At 57.8% G+C, this 18,537-nt stretch carries 12 protein-coding genes; 7 read left to right on the top strand and 5 right to left on the bottom strand.

Features of this window, described 5'->3' with window-relative positions; translation table 11 throughout:
• Positions 1–17 precede the first annotated feature (17 nt).
• The 7 genes from cmoM to ACMGGK_RS14940 all read left to right on the top strand — a co-directional run bounded on the left by cmoM (position 18) and on the right by ACMGGK_RS14940 (position 10,746).
• A complete protein-coding gene (cmoM, locus tag ACMGGK_RS14970) occupies positions 18–803 on the top strand; it encodes a tRNA uridine 5-oxyacetic acid(34) methyltransferase CmoM (RefSeq protein WP_015377334.1) in 786 nt (261 codons plus the stop codon).
• A complete protein-coding gene (gene mukF, locus ACMGGK_RS14965) occupies positions 800–2,122 on the top strand; it encodes a chromosome partition protein MukF (protein ID WP_004928228.1) in 1,323 nt (440 codons plus the stop codon). Before cmoM ends, mukF begins: the two co-directional genes overlap by 4 nt.
• Positions 2,103–2,831: a chromosome partition protein MukE gene (gene mukE, locus ACMGGK_RS14960; protein ID WP_004928226.1), complete on the top strand. Its 729-nt coding sequence runs from the start codon at positions 2,103–2,105 to the stop codon at positions 2,829–2,831. Before mukF ends, mukE begins: the two co-directional genes overlap by 20 nt.
• Positions 2,828–7,276 (top strand): chromosome partition protein MukB, encoded by a 4,449-nt coding sequence (gene mukB / locus ACMGGK_RS14955; protein WP_420276996.1) that lies wholly within the window; start codon positions 2,828–2,830, stop codon positions 7,274–7,276. The genes mukE and mukB overlap by 4 nt, the downstream gene beginning before the upstream one ends.
• Positions 7,277–7,496: 220 nt before the next feature.
• A complete protein-coding gene (gene ldtD, locus ACMGGK_RS14950; RefSeq protein WP_420276995.1) occupies positions 7,497–9,305 on the top strand; it encodes a L,D-transpeptidase in 1,809 nt (602 codons plus the stop codon).
• A 180-nt stretch (positions 9,306–9,485) separates the two neighbouring features.
• A complete protein-coding gene (locus ACMGGK_RS14945; protein ID WP_004928217.1) occupies positions 9,486–10,034 on the top strand; it encodes a YcbK family protein in 549 nt (182 codons plus the stop codon).
• 64 nt (positions 10,035–10,098) lie between these two features.
• Complete coding sequence (locus ACMGGK_RS14940) at positions 10,099–10,746, top strand: MBL fold metallo-hydrolase (protein ID WP_048796528.1); 648 nt, start codon at positions 10,099–10,101, stop codon at positions 10,744–10,746.
• Between the two features lie 77 nt (positions 10,747–10,823).
• Here ACMGGK_RS14940 and ACMGGK_RS14935 read toward each other — a convergent pair whose 3' ends face one another.
• The 5 genes from ACMGGK_RS14935 to ACMGGK_RS14915 all read right to left on the bottom strand — a co-directional run bounded on the left by ACMGGK_RS14935 (position 10,824) and on the right by ACMGGK_RS14915 (position 18,466).
• Positions 10,824–12,014: an amino acid aminotransferase gene (locus ACMGGK_RS14935; RefSeq protein WP_420276994.1), complete on the bottom strand. Its 1,191-nt coding sequence runs from the start codon at positions 12,012–12,014 to the stop codon at positions 10,824–10,826.
• A 245-nt stretch (positions 12,015–12,259) separates the two neighbouring features.
• A complete protein-coding gene (gene ompC, locus ACMGGK_RS14930; RefSeq protein ID WP_015377340.1) occupies positions 12,260–13,387 on the bottom strand; it encodes a porin OmpC in 1,128 nt (375 codons plus the stop codon).
• A gap of 302 nt (positions 13,388–13,689) precedes the next feature.
• Positions 13,690–15,090 (bottom strand): asparagine--tRNA ligase, encoded by a 1,401-nt coding sequence (gene asnS / locus ACMGGK_RS14925; protein ID WP_004928205.1) that lies wholly within the window; start codon positions 15,088–15,090, stop codon positions 13,690–13,692.
• Positions 15,091–15,304: 214 nt separating this feature from the next.
• Positions 15,305–16,510 (bottom strand): nicotinate phosphoribosyltransferase, encoded by a 1,206-nt coding sequence (gene pncB / locus ACMGGK_RS14920; RefSeq protein ID WP_028127363.1) that lies wholly within the window; start codon positions 16,508–16,510, stop codon positions 15,305–15,307.
• A 255-nt stretch (positions 16,511–16,765) separates the two neighbouring features.
• On the bottom strand, positions 16,766–18,466 hold the full coding sequence (locus tag ACMGGK_RS14915; protein ID WP_420276993.1) for a GGDEF domain-containing protein: 1,701 nt from the start codon (positions 18,464–18,466) through the stop codon (positions 16,766–16,768).
• Positions 18,467–18,537: the final 71 nt, after the last annotated feature.

Genomic DNA, 18,537 nt, shown 5'->3' with positions numbered 1-18,537 from the left:
CAGCGGAGCCGTTGTCCATGCAGGATCGCAATTTTGACGATATTGCTGAAAAATTTGCGCGTAATATTTACGGCACCACGAAAGGAAAAATCCGCCAGGCGGTGGTTTGGCAGGATCTGACCGGGCTGCTGGCGCAGTTGCCGCAGCGGCCGCTGCGCATTCTCGACGCCGGGGGCGGTGAAGGCCATATGGCCTGCCAACTGGCAGAATTAGGACATCAGGTGTTGTTGTGCGATCTTTCTGGTGAGATGATCCAGCGCGCCGCGCAGCTGGCGGAGCAGAAAGGTGTGAGCCAGAACATGCAATTCGTACAAAGTTCTGCGCAGGATATCGCTCAACATTTGGAACAGCCGGTTGATCTGATATTGTTTCATGCAGTGCTTGAATGGATCGCCGAGCCCGAAGCGGCGCTGCAGGCGTTGTATGACTGCCTGACGCCGGGCGGCGCGCTGTCGCTGATGTTCTTCAACGCCAACGGCCTCTTGATGCGCAACGTGGTGTTGGGTAATTTCCAACTGGTGGATCCCGAGGTCAGACGGCGCCGCAAGCGTTCGCTGTCGCCGCAATATCCGCACGATCCGCTATTGGTCTACGGTTGGTTGGAACAGCTGGGCATGCGCATCGGCGGCAAAACCGGCGTGCGGGTGTTCCACGACTATCTGCAGAGCAGACAGCTGCAAACACAAAAATTTGAAGAGTTACTGGCGCTTGAACAGCACTATTGCCGGCAGGAGCCGTACGTGAGTTTGGGGCGCTATATTCACGTCATGGCGCATAAACCAAACCTGAAGGACGAACTATGAGTGAATTTTCCCAGACAGTACCCGAACTGGTCGCCTGGGCACGGAAAAATGATTTCTCTATTTCGCTCCCTACGGAGCGTCTCGCATTTCTGCTCGCCATCGCCACCCTGAACGGCGAACGACTGGATGGCGAGATGAGCGAAGGTGAGCTGGTTGATGCATTTCGCCATGTCAGCAAGGGTTTTGAACAGACGCATGAAACGGTGGCGATGCGCGCCAACAATGCGATTAACGACATGGTGCGCCAGCGCCTGTTGAACCGTTTTACCAGCGAGCTGGCGGACGGCAACGCGATTTACCGCCTGACGCCGCTGGGTATCGGCATTACCGATTACTATATTCGCCAACGCGAATTCTCCACGCTGCGTTTGTCGATGCAGCTGTCGATCGTGGCGCAGGAACTCAAACGCGCCGCCGATGCCGCCGACGAGGGCGGCGACGATTTCCATTGGCACCGCAACGTGTTCGCGCCGTTGAAATATTCGGTGGCGGAAATCTTCGACAGCATCGACATGACCCAACGCGTGATGGATGAGCAGCAGCAGAGCGTGAAGAACGACATCGCGGCGCTGCTGAGCAAGGATTGGCGGGCGGCGATCTCCAGCTGCGAGATGCTGTTGTCGGAAACCTCGGGCACCCTGCGCGAGCTGCAGGATACGCTGGATGCGGCGGGCGATAAGCTGCAGGCCAACCTGCTGCGCATCCAGGACGCAACCCTCGGCAACGTGGAGCTGGGTTTCGTCGACAAGCTGGTGTTCGATCTGCAAAGCAAGCTGGATCGCATCATCAGCTGGGGCCAGCAGGCGATCGACCTGTGGATCGGCTACGATCGCCACGTGCATAAATTTATCCGTACCGCTATCGATATGGACAAAAACCGCGTGTTCGCCCAGCGCCTGCGTCAGTCGGTGCAAACCTATTTCGACCACCCGTGGGCGCTGACCCATGCCAATGCCGATCGTCTGCTGGACATGCGCGACGAAGAACTGGCGCTGCGCAGCGAGGAAGTGACCGGGGAACTGCCGCCGGATCTGGAATTCGAAGAGTTCAGCGAGATTCGCGAACAGCTGGCGGCGATGATCGAAGAGGCGCTGAAGGTGTACCAGGAACAGCAGATGCCGCTCAACCTTGCGGCGGTGATGCGCGATTACCTGGCGCAATATCCGCGTGCGCGTCATTTCGACGTGGCACGTTTAGTGGTCGACCAGGCTGTGCGCCTCGGTGTGGCTGAAGCAGATTTCTCAGGGTTGCCGGCGGAATGGCAGGCAATCAATGATTACGGAGCCAAGGTCCAGGCCCATGTCATCGACAAATATTGAACAAGTAATGCCAGTCAAGCTGGCCAAGGCGCTGTCCAACTCGCTGTTTCCGGCGTTGGACAGCCAACTGCGCGCGGGTCGTCACATCGGTATCGATGAGCTGGACAACCACGCCTTTTTAATGGATTTCCAGGATGAGCTGGAAGAATTTTACAACCGTTACAGCGTCGAGCTGATTCGGGCGCCGGAAGGCTTCTTCTATTTGCGCCCGCGCTCCACCACGCTGATCCCGCGTTCGGTGCTGTCCGAGCTGGATATGATGGTGGGTAAGATCTTGTGCTACCTGTATCTCAGCCCCGAGCGCCTGGCGCACGAAGGCATTTTCAGTCATCAGGAGCTGTACGACGAGCTGCTGAGCCTGGCCGATGAGAACAAGCTGCTGAAGTTCGTCAACCAGCGCTCCACCGGTTCGGATCTCGATCGGCAGAAGCTGCACGAAAAGGTGCGCACTTCCCTGAACCGCCTGCGCCGCCTCGGCATGGTCTATTTCATGGGCAATGACAGCAGCAAGTTCCGCATTACCGAGGCGGTGTTCCGCTTCGGCGCCGACGTGCGCAGCGGCGACGATCCGCGTGAAGCGCAGCTGCGCATGATTCGCGACGGCGAGGCGATGCCGGTTGAAACCAGCCTGTCGCTGAACGATGAGAATGACGCTGAGGATCAGCAGGTTGATAACGCTCCTGACGGTGCAGAGGATGAACAGGAATGATTGAACGCGGTAAATTTCGCTCGTTGACGCTGGTTAACTGGAACGGCTTCTTCGCCCGCACCTTTGATCTGGATGAGCTGGTGACCACGCTGTCCGGCGGTAACGGGGCGGGGAAATCCACCACCATGGCGGCCTTCGTCACCGCACTGATCCCCGACCTGACGCTGCTGCACTTCCGTAACACCACCGAAGCGGGCGCCACCAGCGGCTCACGCGACAAAGGCCTGCACGGCAAGCTGCGCGCCGGCGTGTGTTACTCCACCCTTGACGTCGTCAACTCACGCCACCAGCGCGTGGTGGTTGGCGTGCGTCTGCAGCAGGTGGCGGGGCGCGATCGCAAGGTCGATATCAAACCGTTCACCATTCAGGGGTTGCCGACCGCGGTACAGCCGACTGAATTGCTGACCCAGACCGTGGGTGAGCGCCAGGCGCGCGTGCTGTCGCTGCAAGAGTTGAAAGAGCGCGTGGAAGAGATGGAGGGCGTGCAGTTCAAGCAGTTCAACTCCATCACCGATTACCACTCGCTGATGTTCGATCTGGGCATGATCCCGAAACGCCTGCGTTCGTCCGCCGATCGCAGCAAGTTCTACCGTCTGATTGAGGCGTCGCTGTACGGCGGTATTTCCAGCGCCATCACCCGCTCGCTGCGCGATTACCTGCTGCCGGAAAACAGCGGCGTGCGCAAGGCGTTCCAGGACATGGAAGCGGCGCTGCGCGAAAACCGCATGACGCTGGAAGCGATCCGCGTCACCCAGTCGGATCGCGACCTGTTCAAGCATCTGATCTCCGAGGCCACCTCCTATGTGGCGGCAGACTATATGCGTCATGCCAACGAACGCCGAATCCATCTGGACGGCGCGCTGGCGCTGCGCAGCGATCTGTTGGGCAGCCGCAAGCAGCTGGCCGCCGAACAGTATCGCCATGTGGAAATGGCGCGCGAGCTGAGCGAACAGAGCGGCGCTGAATCCGATCTGGAAACCGATTACCAGGCCGCCAGCGACCACTTGAATCTGGTGCAGACGGCCATGCGTCAGCAGGAGAAGATCGAACGCTATGAAGCCGATCTGGAAGAGCTGACCTACCGTCTGGAAGAGCAGAACGAAGTGGTGGCCGAGGCGAGCGAGCAACAGGCCGAAAACGAAGCGCGCGCCGAAGCGGCCGAGCTGGAAGTGGATGAGCTGAAGAGCCAGTTGGCCGACTACCAGCAGGCGCTCGATGTGCAGCAGACACGCGCCATTCAGTACCAGCAGGCTCTGCAGGCACTGGAGCGCGCGCGCGCGCTGTGCCAACTGCCGGACCTGACTGCCGATAATGCCGAACAGTGGTTGGATACCTTCCAGGCCCGCGAGCAGGAGGCGACCGAAGCGCTGCTGATGCTGGAACAGAAGCTGAGCGTGGCCGACGCCGCGCACGGCCAGTTCGAACAGGCCTATCAGCTGGTGGGTAAAATCGCCGGTCAGGTCAGCCGCAGCGAAGCCTGGCAGTGCGCGCGCGAATTGCTGCGCGATTGGCCTTCGCAGCAGCACTTAGCCGAGCGCGTTCAGCCGCTGCGCCTGCGCCTGAGCGAACTGGAGCAGCGCTTGCGCTCGCAGCAGGACGCCGAGCGCCTGCTGCAAGAGTTTTGCAAACGCCATGGCCAAGAGTACCAGCCGGACGATCTCGACATGCTGCAGCAGGAGCTGGAAGAGCGCCTGGAAGCGCTGTCGCAGAACGTCAGCGAAGCCGGCGAACGCCGCATGGAGATGCGCCAGGAGCTGGAACAGATCCAGCAGCGCATCCGTGAGCTGACGGCGCGCGCCCCAGTGTGGCTGGCGGCGCAGGATGCCCTGAGCCAGCTCAGCGATCAGAGCGGGGAGCCGCTGGAAAATAGCCAGCAGGTGACCGAATACATGCAGCAACTGCTGGAGCGCGAGCGTGAAACTACCGTCGAGCGCGACGAAGTGGCGGCCCGCAAGCGCGAAGTGGAAGCGCAGATCGAGCGCCTCAGCCAGCCGGGCGGCGCGGAAGATCAACGCCTGGTCACCTTGGCCGAACGTTTCGGCGGCGTGCTGCTGTCGGAAATTTACGATGACGTCACTATTGATGACGCACCTTACTTCTCGGCGCTGTATGGCCCTTCGCGCCACGCCATCGTGGTGCCGGATCTGTCGCTGGTGCGCGAGATGCTGGAAGGACTGGAAGATTGCCCGGAAGATCTTTACCTGATCGAAGGGGATCCGCAGTCGTTCGATGACAGCGTATTTGCCGTCGAAGAACAGGACAAAGCGGTGGTGGTGAAGATCGCCGATCGCCAGTGGCGTTATTCCCGCTACCCGGAAGTGCCGTTGTTCGGCCGTGCGGCGCGCGAAAACCGGCTGGAGGTGCTGCATGCCGAGCGTGAAACGCTGGCGGAGCGTTACGCCACGCTGTCGTTCGACGTGCAGAAAACTCAGCGCTCGCACCAGGCTTTCAGCCGCTTTATCGGCACCCATCTGGCGGTGGCGTTCGACGCCGATCCGGAAGCGGAGATCCGCGGTCTGAACGCCCGTCGTGGCGAGATCGAGCGTGCGCTGAACAATCACGAAGCGCAGAATCAGCAGCAGCGTCAGCAGTACGACCAGGCCAAAGAGGGCATTTCCGCGCTCAACCGCCTGATGCCGCTGGTGTCGTTGCTGAACGATGAAACGCTGCAGGATCGCGTCGACGAGATCCGCGAAGAGCTGGAAGAAGCGCAGGACGCCGCGCGCCACATTCAACAGCACGGGGTGTCACTGACCAAACTGGAGCCGCTGCTGTCAGTGCTGCAGAGCGATCCGCAGCAGCATGAACAGCTGCAGCAGGACTATGCGCAGGCGCAAAGCGTGCAGCGTCAGGCTAAACAGCAGGCGTTCGCGTTGACAGAAGTGGTGCAGCGTCGCGCGCACTTCAGCTATACCGACTCCGCCGGCATGCAGAATGCCAACAACGATCTCAACGACAAGCTGCGTCAGCGTCTGGAGCAGGCGGAAGCCGAACGCGCCCGCGCCCGTGAGCAGCTGCGTCAGTATCAAACCCAGTTCACCCAATACAGCCAGGTGCTGGCCTCGCTGAAAAGCTCGTATGACGCCAAGCGCGACATGCTGAAAGAGCTGAGCCAGGAGCTGGTGGATATCGGCGTGCAGGCCGACGCCAACGCTGAAGCGCGCGCGCGCGCGCGTCGCGACGAGCTGCATGCGGCGCTGAGCAACAACCGCGCTCGCCGCAATCAGTTGGAGAAACAGCTGACCTTCTGCGAAGCCGAAATGGACGGCCTGCAGAAGAAACTGCGGAAGCTGGAACGCGACTATCATCAGCTGCGCGAGCAGGTGGTGACCGCCAAGGCGGGGTGGTGCGCGGTGATGCGCCTGGTGAAAGACAACGGCGTGGAACGCCGCCTGCACCGCCGCGAGCTGGCGTATATGGATGGCGACGAGCTGCGCTCGATGTCGGATAAGGCGCTCGGCGCGCTGCGTCTGGCGGTGGCGGATAACGAACACCTGCGCGACGTGCTGCGCCTGTCGGAAGATCCGAAGCGGCCGGAGCGTAAGATTCAGTTCTATATCGCGGTGTACCAACACCTGCGCGAGCGTATCCGTCAGGACATCATCCGCACCGACGATCCGGTCGAGGCCATCGAGCAGATGGAAATCGAGCTGGGCCGTCTGACCGAAGAGCTGACAGCGCGCGAGCAGAAGCTGGCGATCAGTTCGAAAAGCGTGGCTAACATCATTCGCAAAACCATTCAGCGCGAACAGAACCGCATTCGCATGCTGAACCAGGGTCTGCAGGCCGTTGCCTTCGGCCAGGTGAAGAGCGTCCGTCTGAACGTCAATGTACGCGAAGCGCATGCCACTCTGCTGGATGTGCTCTCCGAGCAGCAGGAACAGCATCAGGATCTGTTCAACAGCAACCGCCTGACCTTCTCCGAAGCGCTGGCCAAGCTGTATCAGCGCCTGAATCCGCAGATCGACATGGGGCAGCGCACGCCGCAGACCATCGGCGAGGAGTTGCTGGACTACCGCAACTACCTGGAAATGGAAGTTGAGGTGTACCGTGGTTCCGACGGCTGGCTGCGTGCGGAAAGCGGCGCGTTGTCTACCGGTGAAGCCATCGGTACCGGGATGTCAATCCTGGTGATGGTGGTGCAGAGCTGGGAAGAAGAATCCCGCCGCCTGCGCGGTAAAGATATCTCGCCGTGTCGCCTGCTGTTCCTCGATGAAGCGGCGCGTCTGGATGCCAAGTCGATCGCCACGCTGTTCGAATTGTGCGATCGTCTGGAGATGCAGCTGATCATCGCGGCGCCGGAAAACATCAGTCCGGAGAAGGGCACCACCTATAAACTGGTGCGTAAGGTGTTCCAGAACCACGAGCATGTGCACGTGGTGGGGCTTCGCGGTTTCGCCGGCGAGCCGCCGGCGCTGGGCACTGCGCCGGTTGAAACGCCATAACGCAGAAAAACGCCCTAAAAATCCGAAAATAGCCGCCGCAGGGTGGCTATTTTTTTGTGCGCGTGGATGATAGTCCTGCTTTTTTATCCGTTGAAAAGCGGTTAGTTTAATCAGATAAACAGTTATTCGACGCCCGTAGGGCGAAACGGCCTTTCTGTTTGTATACTGAAACTATATGCAATTTTTGACGTTTTTTTTGTGAGCATACAGGGGGCAAGGGATGTTGCTTAAAAAGGGAAACTCTCTACGACGTTTGGCGCTGAGTGGCGCTATCGCCTGTAGTCTTGTGTCGTCGTTTTCCGCCTTGGCCACCGTAACGGCGTTACCGGTGGCAACAGCAGGCATGTCCGTTGCGCAGAGTCGTTCTGAACTGCTGGCCGCGTTGCCGCGCGGTATGGATCTGCACTACCTTTCCACGCTGGCGCCGCTGTATGCGGCGAATCATATGCAGCCGATGTGGCAGGATCGCGAGGCCGTTCAGCAGTTTCAACAGCAGCTGGCCGAACTGGCGATGTCCGGCGTGCAGCCGCAGTTCACCCAGTGGGTGAAGATGTTGACCGATCCGGCGCTCAGTGAAGTGGGCCGCGATGCGGTGCTGTCCGATGCGATGCTGGGTTATTTGCAGTTTGTATCCGCCATCGGCGCCAACGGCAACAACTGGCTGTACAGCAATATTCCCTACAAGCTTGGTTTGCCGCCCACGGCGGTGATCAATCAATGGCAGCTGGCGGTGCGCCAGGCGCGAACCCTGAGCTACGTAAATTCGCTCGCGCCGCAGCATCCGCAATATGCCAAGATGCATCAGGCGCTGCGTGACATGCTGGCGGACAACCGCCCCTGGCCGCAGGTGGGCAGTGGCCCGAGCCTGCGCCCTGGCCAAATGAGCAACGATATCCCGGCGTTGCGTGAGATCCTGACGCGCACCGGCATGCTGGCCGCCTCGGCGCCGGAAGCGGAGCCGGAACCGGCGGTGGTTTCGGCGAAGAGCAATGAACCCGACGACGGCGGGCTGACGGTAGATGAAGAGAAAAGCCGCGTGACGGTGAGCCCATCGGCGGCGCCGGTGACGGACTTGACCGCGGAACAGACGCCGCCGCAGATCGGCAGCGTGGTGAGCGACAACCTCTATACCAACGAGCTGGTGGAGGGCGTCAAGCGTTTCCAGAAATGGCAGGGGTTGACGGCGGACGGCGTGATCGGCGTGCGCACCCGCGAGTGGCTCAACGTGTCACCGAAAACCCGCGCCGCGCTGTTGGCGCTGAATATCCAGCGCCTGCGCATTTTGCCGGGGCATGTCGGCACCGGCATTATGGTGAACATTCCCAACTACTCGCTGACCTACTATCAGAACGGCAACGAAGTGTTGTCCTCCCGCGTTATCGTCGGGCGGCCGAGCCGTAAGACGCCGCTGATGAGCAGCGCATTGAACAACGTGGTGGTCAACCCGCCTTGGAACGTGCCGACCACTCTGGTGCGTGAGGATATTGTGCCGAAGGCGATGCGCGACGGTAACTATTTCCAGAAACACGGCTATACCGTGCTGTCAGGCTGGAGCAACGATGCGGAAGTGATCAACCCGGCGATGATCGACTGGAGCATGGTTTCCGCGCGCAATTTCCCGTATCGCGTCCGTCAGGCGCCGGGGGCCACCAACTCGTTGGGACGTTTCAAGTTCAATATGCCGAGCTCGGATGCCATCTACCTGCACGATACCCCGAACCACAGCCTGTTCCAGAAAGACATCCGCGCGCTCAGCTCCGGCTGCGTGCGGGTGAACAAGGCTTCCGATTTGGCGAATATGCTGCTGCAGGATGCCGGCTGGAACAATAGCCGCGTTTCCTCCACGCTGAAAGAAGGCAATACCACTTATGTGAATATTCGCCAGCGTATTCCCGTAAAACTGTATTATCTGACTGCTTGGGTTTCGGATGATGGCCAACCGCAATTCCGTACAGATATTTACAATTATGATAATACGGTGAGATCGGGCGCACAAATTTTGGCTCAGGCCAAAAAATTAATGCAGTAAATGCAGTAATTATAAATAAATAACGGTCAGAATGTTTGGCTATACCGCAGGCCCTCGTAGGCGGGGGCCTGTAAACCTAGGCGTATCGCGGGTTGACTCAGCATACGCAGGCGGTTATGGTTCGGACAGTGCGCTGCTTTGTGCATTTATTTTGACATTCTTGCCGGGTTTAACAGAGTCATGGACAAAATTGATCATCATCGCCGTAAATGGCTGGCGCTAGGTGGCGCCGCTATGGGCATAGCGCTGCTTCCAGGGCAGGCATTTGCCAGTCTTTCCACCGCTCGACCGCGTATTTTAGTGCTGAATAACCTGAATACCGGTGAATCTATTAAAGCCGAGTTCTTTGACGGCAAAGGCTACAATAAAGAAGAGTTGGTTCGGCTAAATCATCTGTTCCGCGATTATCGCGCCAACAAGGTTAAATCGATCGATCCCAGCTTGTTTGATCACCTCTATCGCCTGCAGGGGCTGCTGGGCACCAGCAAGCCGGTGCAGCTGATCTCCGGTTACCGCTCCGTAGATACCAACAACGAATTGCGCGCACACAGCCGCGGCGTGGCCAAGCACAGCTACCATACCAAGGGCCAGGCGATGGATTTCCACATTGAAGGTATCCAATTGAGTAATATCCGTAAAGCGGCGTTAAAAATGCGCGCCGGTGGTGTAGGATATTACCCACGTAGCAACTTCGTGCACATCGATACCGGCCCGGTTCGGAGCTGGTAATCGCGGTGCCCTCAGTGAATAACGCTGCTCCTTGCAGAGGCGGCGTTATTGTCGTTGGAGCCTTATGAAATACCATCTTATTCCCGTTACCGCCTTTAGCCAGAACTGCAGCCTGATCTGGTGTGAAAACACGCAGCAGGCGGCGTTGGTTGATCCCGGCGGCGAAGCGGAAAAAATCAAAGCGGAAGTGGCGAAGCAGGGTGTGACAATCACGCAGATTTTGCTGACGCACGGCCATTTGGATCACGTCGGCGCGGCGGCGGAGCTGGCAGACCATTATCAGGTGCCGATTTACGGCCCGGATAAAGAGGACGCTTTTTGGCTGGATGGTTTGCCGGCGCAGAGCCGGATGTTCGGGCTGGAGGAGTGTGCGCCGCTGACCCCGACTCGTTGGCTGTCGGAAGGCGATGAGATGCAGGTGGGCGAAATGACGCTCAAGGTGCTGCACTGCCCCGGGCACACACCAGGCCACATTGTCTTTATCAATGAGCAGGCGCGTTTGGCGCTGGTCGGCGACGTGCTGTTTAACGGCGGCGTGGGGCGCAGCGACTTCCCGCGCGGTGATCATCAGGCGTTGATCGCCTCTATTCGCACCAAGCTGCTGCCATTGGGCGACGATATGCGCTTTATTCCCGGCCACGGCCCGATGTCGACCTTTGGCCACGAGCGCCAGACCAACCCGTTCCTGCGCGAAGAGCCGGCGGTGTGGTAACGATTATTTCCCGGCCGAAATAATCAAGGGCGCATAGAGCGCCCTTTTTTTATGATTTATGGCCTGCGTCGATGCTTTTAGAGCACGGCGACGATGGCTTCACACAGCGGCGCCATGTTGTCCGGGGTCATGCCGGCCACGTTCACCCGGCCCGAGTTCACGGCGTATACGCCGAACTCTTCACGCAGACGCAGCACCTGTTCTTTGGTCAGGCCGCTGAATGAGAACATGCCGTTCTGCTGGATGATGAAGCTGAAGTCCTGTTGTGCGCCTTTCTCCTGCAGGGTGTTCACGAACAGCTGACGCATGCGGTGAATGCGCTGGCGCATGTCGGTCAGCTCCTGCTCCCACATCGCGCGCAGGGCGTCGTTGCCCAGAATGGTGGCGACAACGGCCGCGCCGTGTGACGGCGGGTTGGAGTAGTTGGCACGAATGGCCGCCTTCACTTGGCTGAAGGCGCGATCGGCGGTTTCGGCATCGGCAGCTACAATGGTGCAAGCGCCGACGCGCTCATTGTACAGGCCGAAGTTTTTCGAGTAGGAGCTGGCGACGATCAGCTCTTGATGTTTGGCGGCGAAAATACGCAGACCCTGCGCATCCTCTTCCAGACCGTTGGCGAAGCCCTGGTAGGCGAAGTCGAACAGCGGCAGCCAGCCATTGGCGACGGAAAGCTCAGCCAGTTGTGCCCACTGTTCCGCCGTTGGATCGATACCGGTCGGGTTATGGCAGCAGCCGTGGAACAACACGACTTCCCCGGCCTGAGCCTGTTTCAGACTGTTCAGCAGGCCGTCAAAATCCAGCGCGTGGTTGGCAGCGTCGTAGTAGGCGTACTCCAGCACTTCCAGGCCAACGGCGCTAAAGACGTTCTTGTGGTTCGGCCAGCTTGGGTTGCTGATCCAGATGCGCTTGGCGCTGGTCTGGTTGGCGATAAAGTCTGCCGCCACGCGCAGGCCGCCGGTGCCGCCTGGCGTCTGCGCGGTGCGCGCGCGACGATTGGTGACGATCGGGCTCTCTTTACCGAACAGCAGCTCTTGCGTGCAGCTGGCAAACGCCGGGATGCCTTCAATGCCGAGATAGTTTTTGGTGGTCTCGTTTTCCAGCAGATACTGTTCAGCTTTTTTTACGCTGGTCAGCACCGGGGTTTTGCCGGTTTCGTCTTTATAAACGCCAATGCCTAAATTGATTTTATTCGGGCGGGCGTCGGCGCGGAAAATGTCGGTCAGGCCCAGGATCGGGTCGGCGGGTGCGGCGGTGATTTTTTCAAACATGTCAGGTGCTTCCAAATCTCGGAGTTAAGCAGACAGAAGCATCAGGGTAGCGCCAGTTATCGGCTTTGCCAACCGTTTGCGATAAAAACACCGCGATCTTGTGAACGGGAAGGATTCGACAGAAAAAATGAGGGGGAAGGGGAAATCTGCAGGATAAAACGTTACCGGAAGACACAAATAAAAACAGGGCCGAAGCCCTGTTTTTTTAACTTAGCCGACGGTGAACCGCCGTTAAGCGAGACAACTTAGAACTGGTATACCAGACCAACAGCTACGATATCGTCGGTAGCGGTGCCGGTTGCTTTGGTGAACTCGTTGTCATCCAGCAGGTTGATTTTGTAATCAACGTAGGTGGACATGTTCTTGTTGAAGTAGTAAGTGGTACCAACAGAAACATATTTAACCAGATCCTGGTCAGAACCCACGCCAGGAACGTTCAGGTTTTTACCTTTAGATTGCAGGTAAGATACTTCTGGACGCAGACCGAAGTCGAACTGGTACTGAGCAGTCACTTCGAAGTTCTGAGTTTTGCTCGCGAAGCCGCCGCACTTGTCATCGGTAGCTGCACAGCCTGCACCGAAGTTACCGCCGCCGAACGGGGTCATGTTACGGGTTTCTGCGTACATCGCCGCCAGGTAAACGTTGTTGGCGTCGTATTTCGCACCTACGGTCCATGCGTCAGCCTTGTCGCCACGCTCGTTGGAACGCAGTTTCTGGTCGTCGGTACGGTTAGAAGACGCGTATGCAGCGCCGAAGCTTACGCCTTCGCCGATGTCATAAGTAGAGGAGATGCCCCAGCCGTCGCCGTTTTGTTTCTTGACGTTACGGCCGTCGTTCTGGTTTTTGCCCTGGTACTGAACGGCGAAGTTCAGACCGTCAACCAGACCGAAGAAGTTGTTGTTACGATAGGTCGCAACGCCGTTGGTACGGCCGGTCATGAAGTTGTCGGTGTAGGTGTAAGTATCGCCACCGAACTCTGGCAGCATATCGGTCCAGCCTTCCACGTCGTACAGTACGCCGTAGTTACGGCCGTAGTCGAAGGAGCCGTAGTCAGCGAATTTCAGACCCGCGAAGCCCAGACGGGTTTTGGTGCCTTCGGTGCCCTGAGATTCGGAGTGGTTAGCCTGGACGTTGTATTCCCACTGGCCGTAACCGGTCAGTTGGTCAGTAATCTGAGTTTCACCTTTGAAGCCGAAACGAACATAGGTCTGATCGCCGTCGTTACCTTTGTCGTCGGAGAAGTAGTGCAGACCGTCAACTTTGCCGTACAGATCCAGCTTGTTGCCGTCTTTGTTGTAGATTTCAGCTGCGTTTGCTGCACCAGCAGCCAACAGAGCCGGGATAACCACTGCAAGAATGTTGCGCTTCATCATTATTACCCTCATTGGTGTTATTCGGACACCTTTGCCACTGCCGCCAATAATTCCTTGGGAACTATTGTAGATAGATTGGTGTCGTCCTGTGTCTGAACGCAGTGTTCCATTCACAGGCGGGTTAATCTAGGACGAAAATGATACCAATGTCGCAATGAGGTTGCAAAAGGAAAGTATGTGTAACTAAATGTAATTTTTCGGGAACTTTGTGACGTGCGTCAATATTAAAAAATGCGAAAGGCCAGCGAGGCTGGCCTTTGTTTTGTAACGAAATCGTTTAAAAAACGTGTGATCGTATGAAGTTAGAAGCTTGCGTTACGTGGTGTGCGTGGGAACGGGATCACATCGCGCACGTTTTGCACGCCGGTGACATAGGCGATTAAACGTTCAAAGCCCAGGCCGAAACCGGAATGCGGCACGGTGCCGTAACGACGCAGATCGCGATACCACCAGTAGTCTTCCTTATTCAGGCCCATCTCTTCCAGACGCTGATCGAGCACGTCGAGGCGTTCTTCACGCTGAGAACCACCGATGATTTCACCGATGCCCGGCGCCAGCACGTCCATGGCCGCGACGGTTTTGCCGTCTTCGTTCATGCGCATGTAGAACGCCTTGATGTCTTTCGGGTAGTTTTTCACCACCACCGGCGCCTGGAAGTGTTTCTCCGCCAGATAACGCTCATGTTCGGAAGAGAGATCGATACCCCAGGAGACCGGGTTTTCGAAGGTTTGGCCCGAGGCCAGCAGGATCTCAATGGCGTCGGTGTAGTCTACCTGGGCGAAATCGGAAGAGACGAAGCGCTCCAGACGCGCGATAGCGTCTTTATCCACGCGCTCGGCGAAGAATTTCAGATCGTCTGCACGTTCATCCAGCACCGCCTGGAACACATACTTCAGCATGCTTTCGGCCAGGCCGGCGACATCGTCCAGCGTCGCGAAGGCCACTTCCGGCTCGATCATCCAGAATTCCGCCAGGTGGCGGCTGGTGTTGGAGTTTTCGGCGCGGAAGGTTGGGCCGAAGGTGTAAACCTTCGACAGCGCGCAGGCGTAGGTTTCGCCGTTCAGCTGGCCGGAAACGGTAAGGAAGGCTTCCTTACCGAAGAAGTCTTCGCTGAAGTCGACGGCGCCCTTGTCGGTGCGCGGCAGGTTTTCCAGGTCCAGCGTGGACACGCGGAACATCTCGCCGGCGCCTTCGGTGTCGGAGGCGGTGATCAGCGGGGTGGACACCCAGAAATAGCCATTTTCATGGAAGAAGCGGTGGATCGCCTGCGCCAGCGTATGACGCACGCGCGCCACGGCGCCGATCAGGTTGGTGCGCGGGCGCAGGTGGGCCACTTCGCGCAGGTATTCGATGCTGTGACGTTTGGCCGCCATCGGGTAAGTGTCCGGATCGTCGACCCAGCCGACCACTTTGATCGCGGTGGCCTGCAGCTCGAAGCTCTGGCCTTCGCCCGGTGAAGCGACGACCTTGCCGGTAACTTCGACCGAACAGCCGGTGGTCAGGTGCAGCACTTCATCTTGATAATTCGGCAGAGAATTATTAACGACGGCCTGTAACGGATCAAAGCAGGAACCGTCATAGACGGCCAGGAAGGAGATACCAGCTTTTGAATCTCTCCGGGTACGTACCCAGCCGCGTACGGTGACTTCACTGTCAACCGCAGCACGACCTTGCAGTACGTCGACTACAGGCACTACGCTCATAGATTTCTCTCTTTAATAATTTGGTTTAGAAATAGCTTACAACCCAAGAATATGGGGGTAATGGCTATGTTACTTGCCGCGGTGCAGAGCACAAGCAGAAATCATCGGATTGGCGCAACATTTATCGCGGCTGACTGAAAAGAGGGCGTTCGGGATAAAAACAAAAAGCCGGCGCGAGAACCGGGCCGGCTTTCTCTCTTTATATAAAGAAGGCTCAGCTGGCTTTCTTCACCAGCGGCAGATCGAAGGCCTTGCGCAGAGCCCTGACGAACGCCTGGTCCTGGCAGATGGTCTTGCCGGGGCTGTCGGAGAGCTTGGCCACCGGCTTGCCTTTGCACTCGACCAGCTTGATCACGATATTTAACGGCTTAACGCCGGGAATATCGCAGGTCAGGCGCGTGCCGATGCCGAAGCCGAGATTAATGCGCTGGTAGAAATGGCGATAGAGCGCCAGCGCTTTTTCCAGATCCAGGTTGTCCGAGAACACCAGCGTTTTGCTCAGTGGGTCGATGCCCAGTTTCTGATAGTGGGCAATGGCCTTTTCACCCCACTCGACGGGATCGCCCGAATCGTGGCGAAGCCCCTGATAACGCTCGGCGAACTGCGGGCCGAAGTCGCGCAGGAAGGCATCCATGGTGATGCAGTCGGTGAGCGCTATGCCAAGCTGGTCCGGATATTCATCCAGCCAGGCCTGCAATGCGGCGCGCTGGCTGTTGGCCAGCACCGGGCTTATCTGCTGATGCGCCTGGAACCACTCATGCGCCTGCGTGCCGACCGGCGCCAGACCCAGCTGGTGCGCCAGATCGTAATTGCTGGTGCCCGACAGGTACGGGAATTCGGCCTGCAATGTGCTGACGATGGCCTGTTGCACGCCCTGAGAGAAACGGCGGCGGGTGCCGAAGTCCATCAACTTGAAGCGTGAAAGATCCAGATCGCCCGCCAACGTCTTGAACTGCGCCAGCTTGGTTTGCAGATGCGCCACCGCCTGTTCCGGCGTCGCCAGCGGCGAGCGCCGGCGGTGCACCACTTCGCTGATCACCGCCAGCAACGGCACTTCCCACATGATCACTTCACGCCAGGGGCCGGCGATGCGGATGTGCAGCTTGCCGTCGCGGTTGTCGATGGTGACCTGCTGCGGATCGTAGCGGAACGTGCGCAGCCAGTTCAGGTAATCTTGACGGAAGAAGGGCAGGCCCGAAAGATAAGCGAATTCGGCGTCGGTTAGCGCCAGCCGGCTCATCAGCGCCACCTGCGCGCGGATCTCGTCGGCATATTCGCCCAGCAGTTCGTCGCCGCGGCAGCGGAATTCCGCCGCCACGCTGATCGCGGGATAGCGATGGAACACTGCTTGCTGCATATGAAGCTTATAAGCATCGGTATCAAGCAGTGATGTCAAAATCGGGGAAGCGTATTGAGTCATAGCGCGTTACAGCATCCTCGTCAGGCGCGTGTCCAAATCCGGATAATCATAAAAGTGGGGGTGGAGTATACCCGGATTATCCTGTTATTGAAGCTGCATCACACCATAAATCACCGAAGCGGGTCGAGGATTAAACGTGCCTTTATGGCAGCCGGATAGCGGCGGGGAGGAAAAAAAGCCAGATATGCCTGTAAGGTGAATGACTTAGCCTAATTAGTCATAAAAATTATAATGTTAATTATTTTAAACAACGAATCAGATAAAGCCGGCCTGGGTATGCACGCTGACCCGATCCTTGCCGTTCTTTTTGCAAAAATAGAGCGCTTCGTCCGCCTGTTTGATCGCCGCCTGCAGCGCGGCGAACGCGCTGACCGGCGCGATGCCGCAGCTGGTGGTGAAGCGCACTTGCCGTCCGTCGGCCAGATTTAGCGTCAGGCGATGAGTACGTGCGCGCAATTGCTCCATGATGTCCCGCGCGTTGTCCAACGAACAGTTGCCCAGCAGCACCGCGAACTCTTCGCCGCCATAGCGGCAGAAGATGTCGCTGGCGCGGAACGCGCGTTGCAGCAAGTGGCCGAATGCCACCAGTGCCCGGTCACCCACGTCGTGGCCGTAGCTGTCGTTGAGTTGTTTGAAATTGTCGATGTCGATCAGGCAAAAGGCCTGCGGGTAGCTGGCGTTGCCCAGCAGTTGACATTCAAGGAAGAATTTACGGCGGTTGTAGATATTGGTGAGCGGATCGAGGAAGGAAGAGGCCTCGAGCTCTTTAATCAGCAGTTGTTTCTCGCTCTCCAGCGAGACCTTGTCCAGCTGGTATTGCCTGAGCTGCTGAATGGCGTCGCTGATGGCGATCAATTCTTGGCTGTAGAAGGCATCGTTGCGATCGATATTCATCTCACCGCGCGACAGCCGCACGATATTGTTGTGGGTCTTGGTCAACCAGCGGTTGATGCTGGTGCAGAACACCAACGCCGGCAAAATGAACAGCAAAACCACCAGGCCGGCGAGTGCGATCATGCCGTAAATGGTCGTCTGGCTGTCGTAAATCTTGTGGCGCGAGGCGAGGGTTTCCAATTCGAAACTGCGTTGATACAGCGCCTGCGAAAGCCCGCTCACATCGTCGACATAGCGAGAAATAAGCGCTGTGGGGTAGGGCTTATGGGTATCGATAGCGGTATACAGCCCATTGGTAATCTGCTGGAGGCGCTCAGCGGACACCTGGGCGAGCAACGCATTGACGATGTTGGTGATTTGTCCATCGTCGTAGTTGATCTTCATGAAGATCAATCGGGTGCTCAGTGCGTTCAGCACGCCGGTAAGCTGAATGGACTTTAGATAGGCGTCTTTGCGAACGAGCGGGCTGACGTTGACGTCGATAATCTGATCGCTCAATTCCGTCAATGACATATTTAACCGGTTATTGAGACGGATGGCCTCGAGAAACATAAAGGAGTCGGTATCCACCATCCGGGTATCGTAGGTGTAACGGTAATAACTCTTGCTGGTTTGCGAGATGTAATAGGCGCTGTTGATGTTGAACAGATTGGCGTTGGTGTTATTGACCTGCGAAAGCTGCAGGTTGTCATTATCCAGCAGCTGCTCCATCAACGCGATCATCGACAGCGCGGCGATTTTTTGCCGAACCCCGAGCTGTCTGGCGACCTCATCGTCCAGATGTTCGCGGATCCGGGTGATTCTCTCGCGTGCCACCCGATCGGCGGCCAAACATTGCGCACGGGTGATTTGCGGATCGATCAGGCTCAATCGTTTGAGGCGATGAGCCAGCAGCGCAGCCTGAAAGGCTTCGGAAATTTCTTTGGCGCGATCGATTTTGTACAGGTTCAGCTGGTTGTCGCGGTAGTCGGTATGGGCTTCGAGCAGCTCATCGACGATGAACAGAGAGAAGGAAGTCATCAGGCACAGGGTAAAAAAATAGATTGCGTATTTAATTTTCATAGTGCGAGTCATCCCTGAGCCTGATGCCGCAATTATACCACCATGCCGCCTGTGTCGCCTCAACTATGCCG

The organism is Serratia sp. BNK-33-b (assembly GCF_048684565.1).
GTDB classification, from domain to species: domain Bacteria; phylum Pseudomonadota; class Gammaproteobacteria; order Enterobacterales; family Enterobacteriaceae; genus Serratia; species Serratia marcescens.
This window is presented reverse-complemented; position numbering and strand designations above follow the sequence as displayed.

What these genes read in the sequence shown, in the direction of transcription:
- ACMGGK_RS14935 (WP_420276994.1), bottom strand. Translation starts at nt 12,014, where the DNA reads ATGTTTGAAAAAATCACCGCCGCACCCGCCGACCCGATCCTGGGCCTG.
- mukF (WP_004928228.1), top strand. Translation starts at nt 800, where the DNA reads ATGAGTGAATTTTCCCAGACAGTACCCGAACTGGTCGCCTGGGCACGG.
- ACMGGK_RS14915 (WP_420276993.1), bottom strand. Translation starts at nt 18,466, where the DNA reads ATGAAAATTAAATACGCAATCTATTTTTTTACCCTGTGCCTGATGACT.
- ldtD (WP_420276995.1), top strand. Translation starts at nt 7,497, where the DNA reads ATGTTGCTTAAAAAGGGAAACTCTCTACGACGTTTGGCGCTGAGTGGC.
- ompC (WP_015377340.1), bottom strand. Translation starts at nt 13,387, where the DNA reads ATGATGAAGCGCAACATTCTTGCAGTGGTTATCCCGGCTCTGTTGGCT.
- asnS (WP_004928205.1), bottom strand. Translation starts at nt 15,090, where the DNA reads ATGAGCGTAGTGCCTGTAGTCGACGTACTGCAAGGTCGTGCTGCGGTT.
- ACMGGK_RS14945 (WP_004928217.1), top strand. Translation starts at nt 9,486, where the DNA reads ATGGACAAAATTGATCATCATCGCCGTAAATGGCTGGCGCTAGGTGGC.
- pncB (WP_028127363.1), bottom strand. Translation starts at nt 16,510, where the DNA reads ATGACTCAATACGCTTCCCCGATTTTGACATCACTGCTTGATACCGAT.
- mukE (WP_004928226.1), top strand. Translation starts at nt 2,103, where the DNA reads ATGTCATCGACAAATATTGAACAAGTAATGCCAGTCAAGCTGGCCAAG.
- mukB (WP_420276996.1), top strand. Translation starts at nt 2,828, where the DNA reads ATGATTGAACGCGGTAAATTTCGCTCGTTGACGCTGGTTAACTGGAAC.
- ACMGGK_RS14940 (WP_048796528.1), top strand. Translation starts at nt 10,099, where the DNA reads ATGAAATACCATCTTATTCCCGTTACCGCCTTTAGCCAGAACTGCAGC.
- cmoM (WP_015377334.1), top strand. Translation starts at nt 18, where the DNA reads ATGCAGGATCGCAATTTTGACGATATTGCTGAAAAATTTGCGCGTAAT.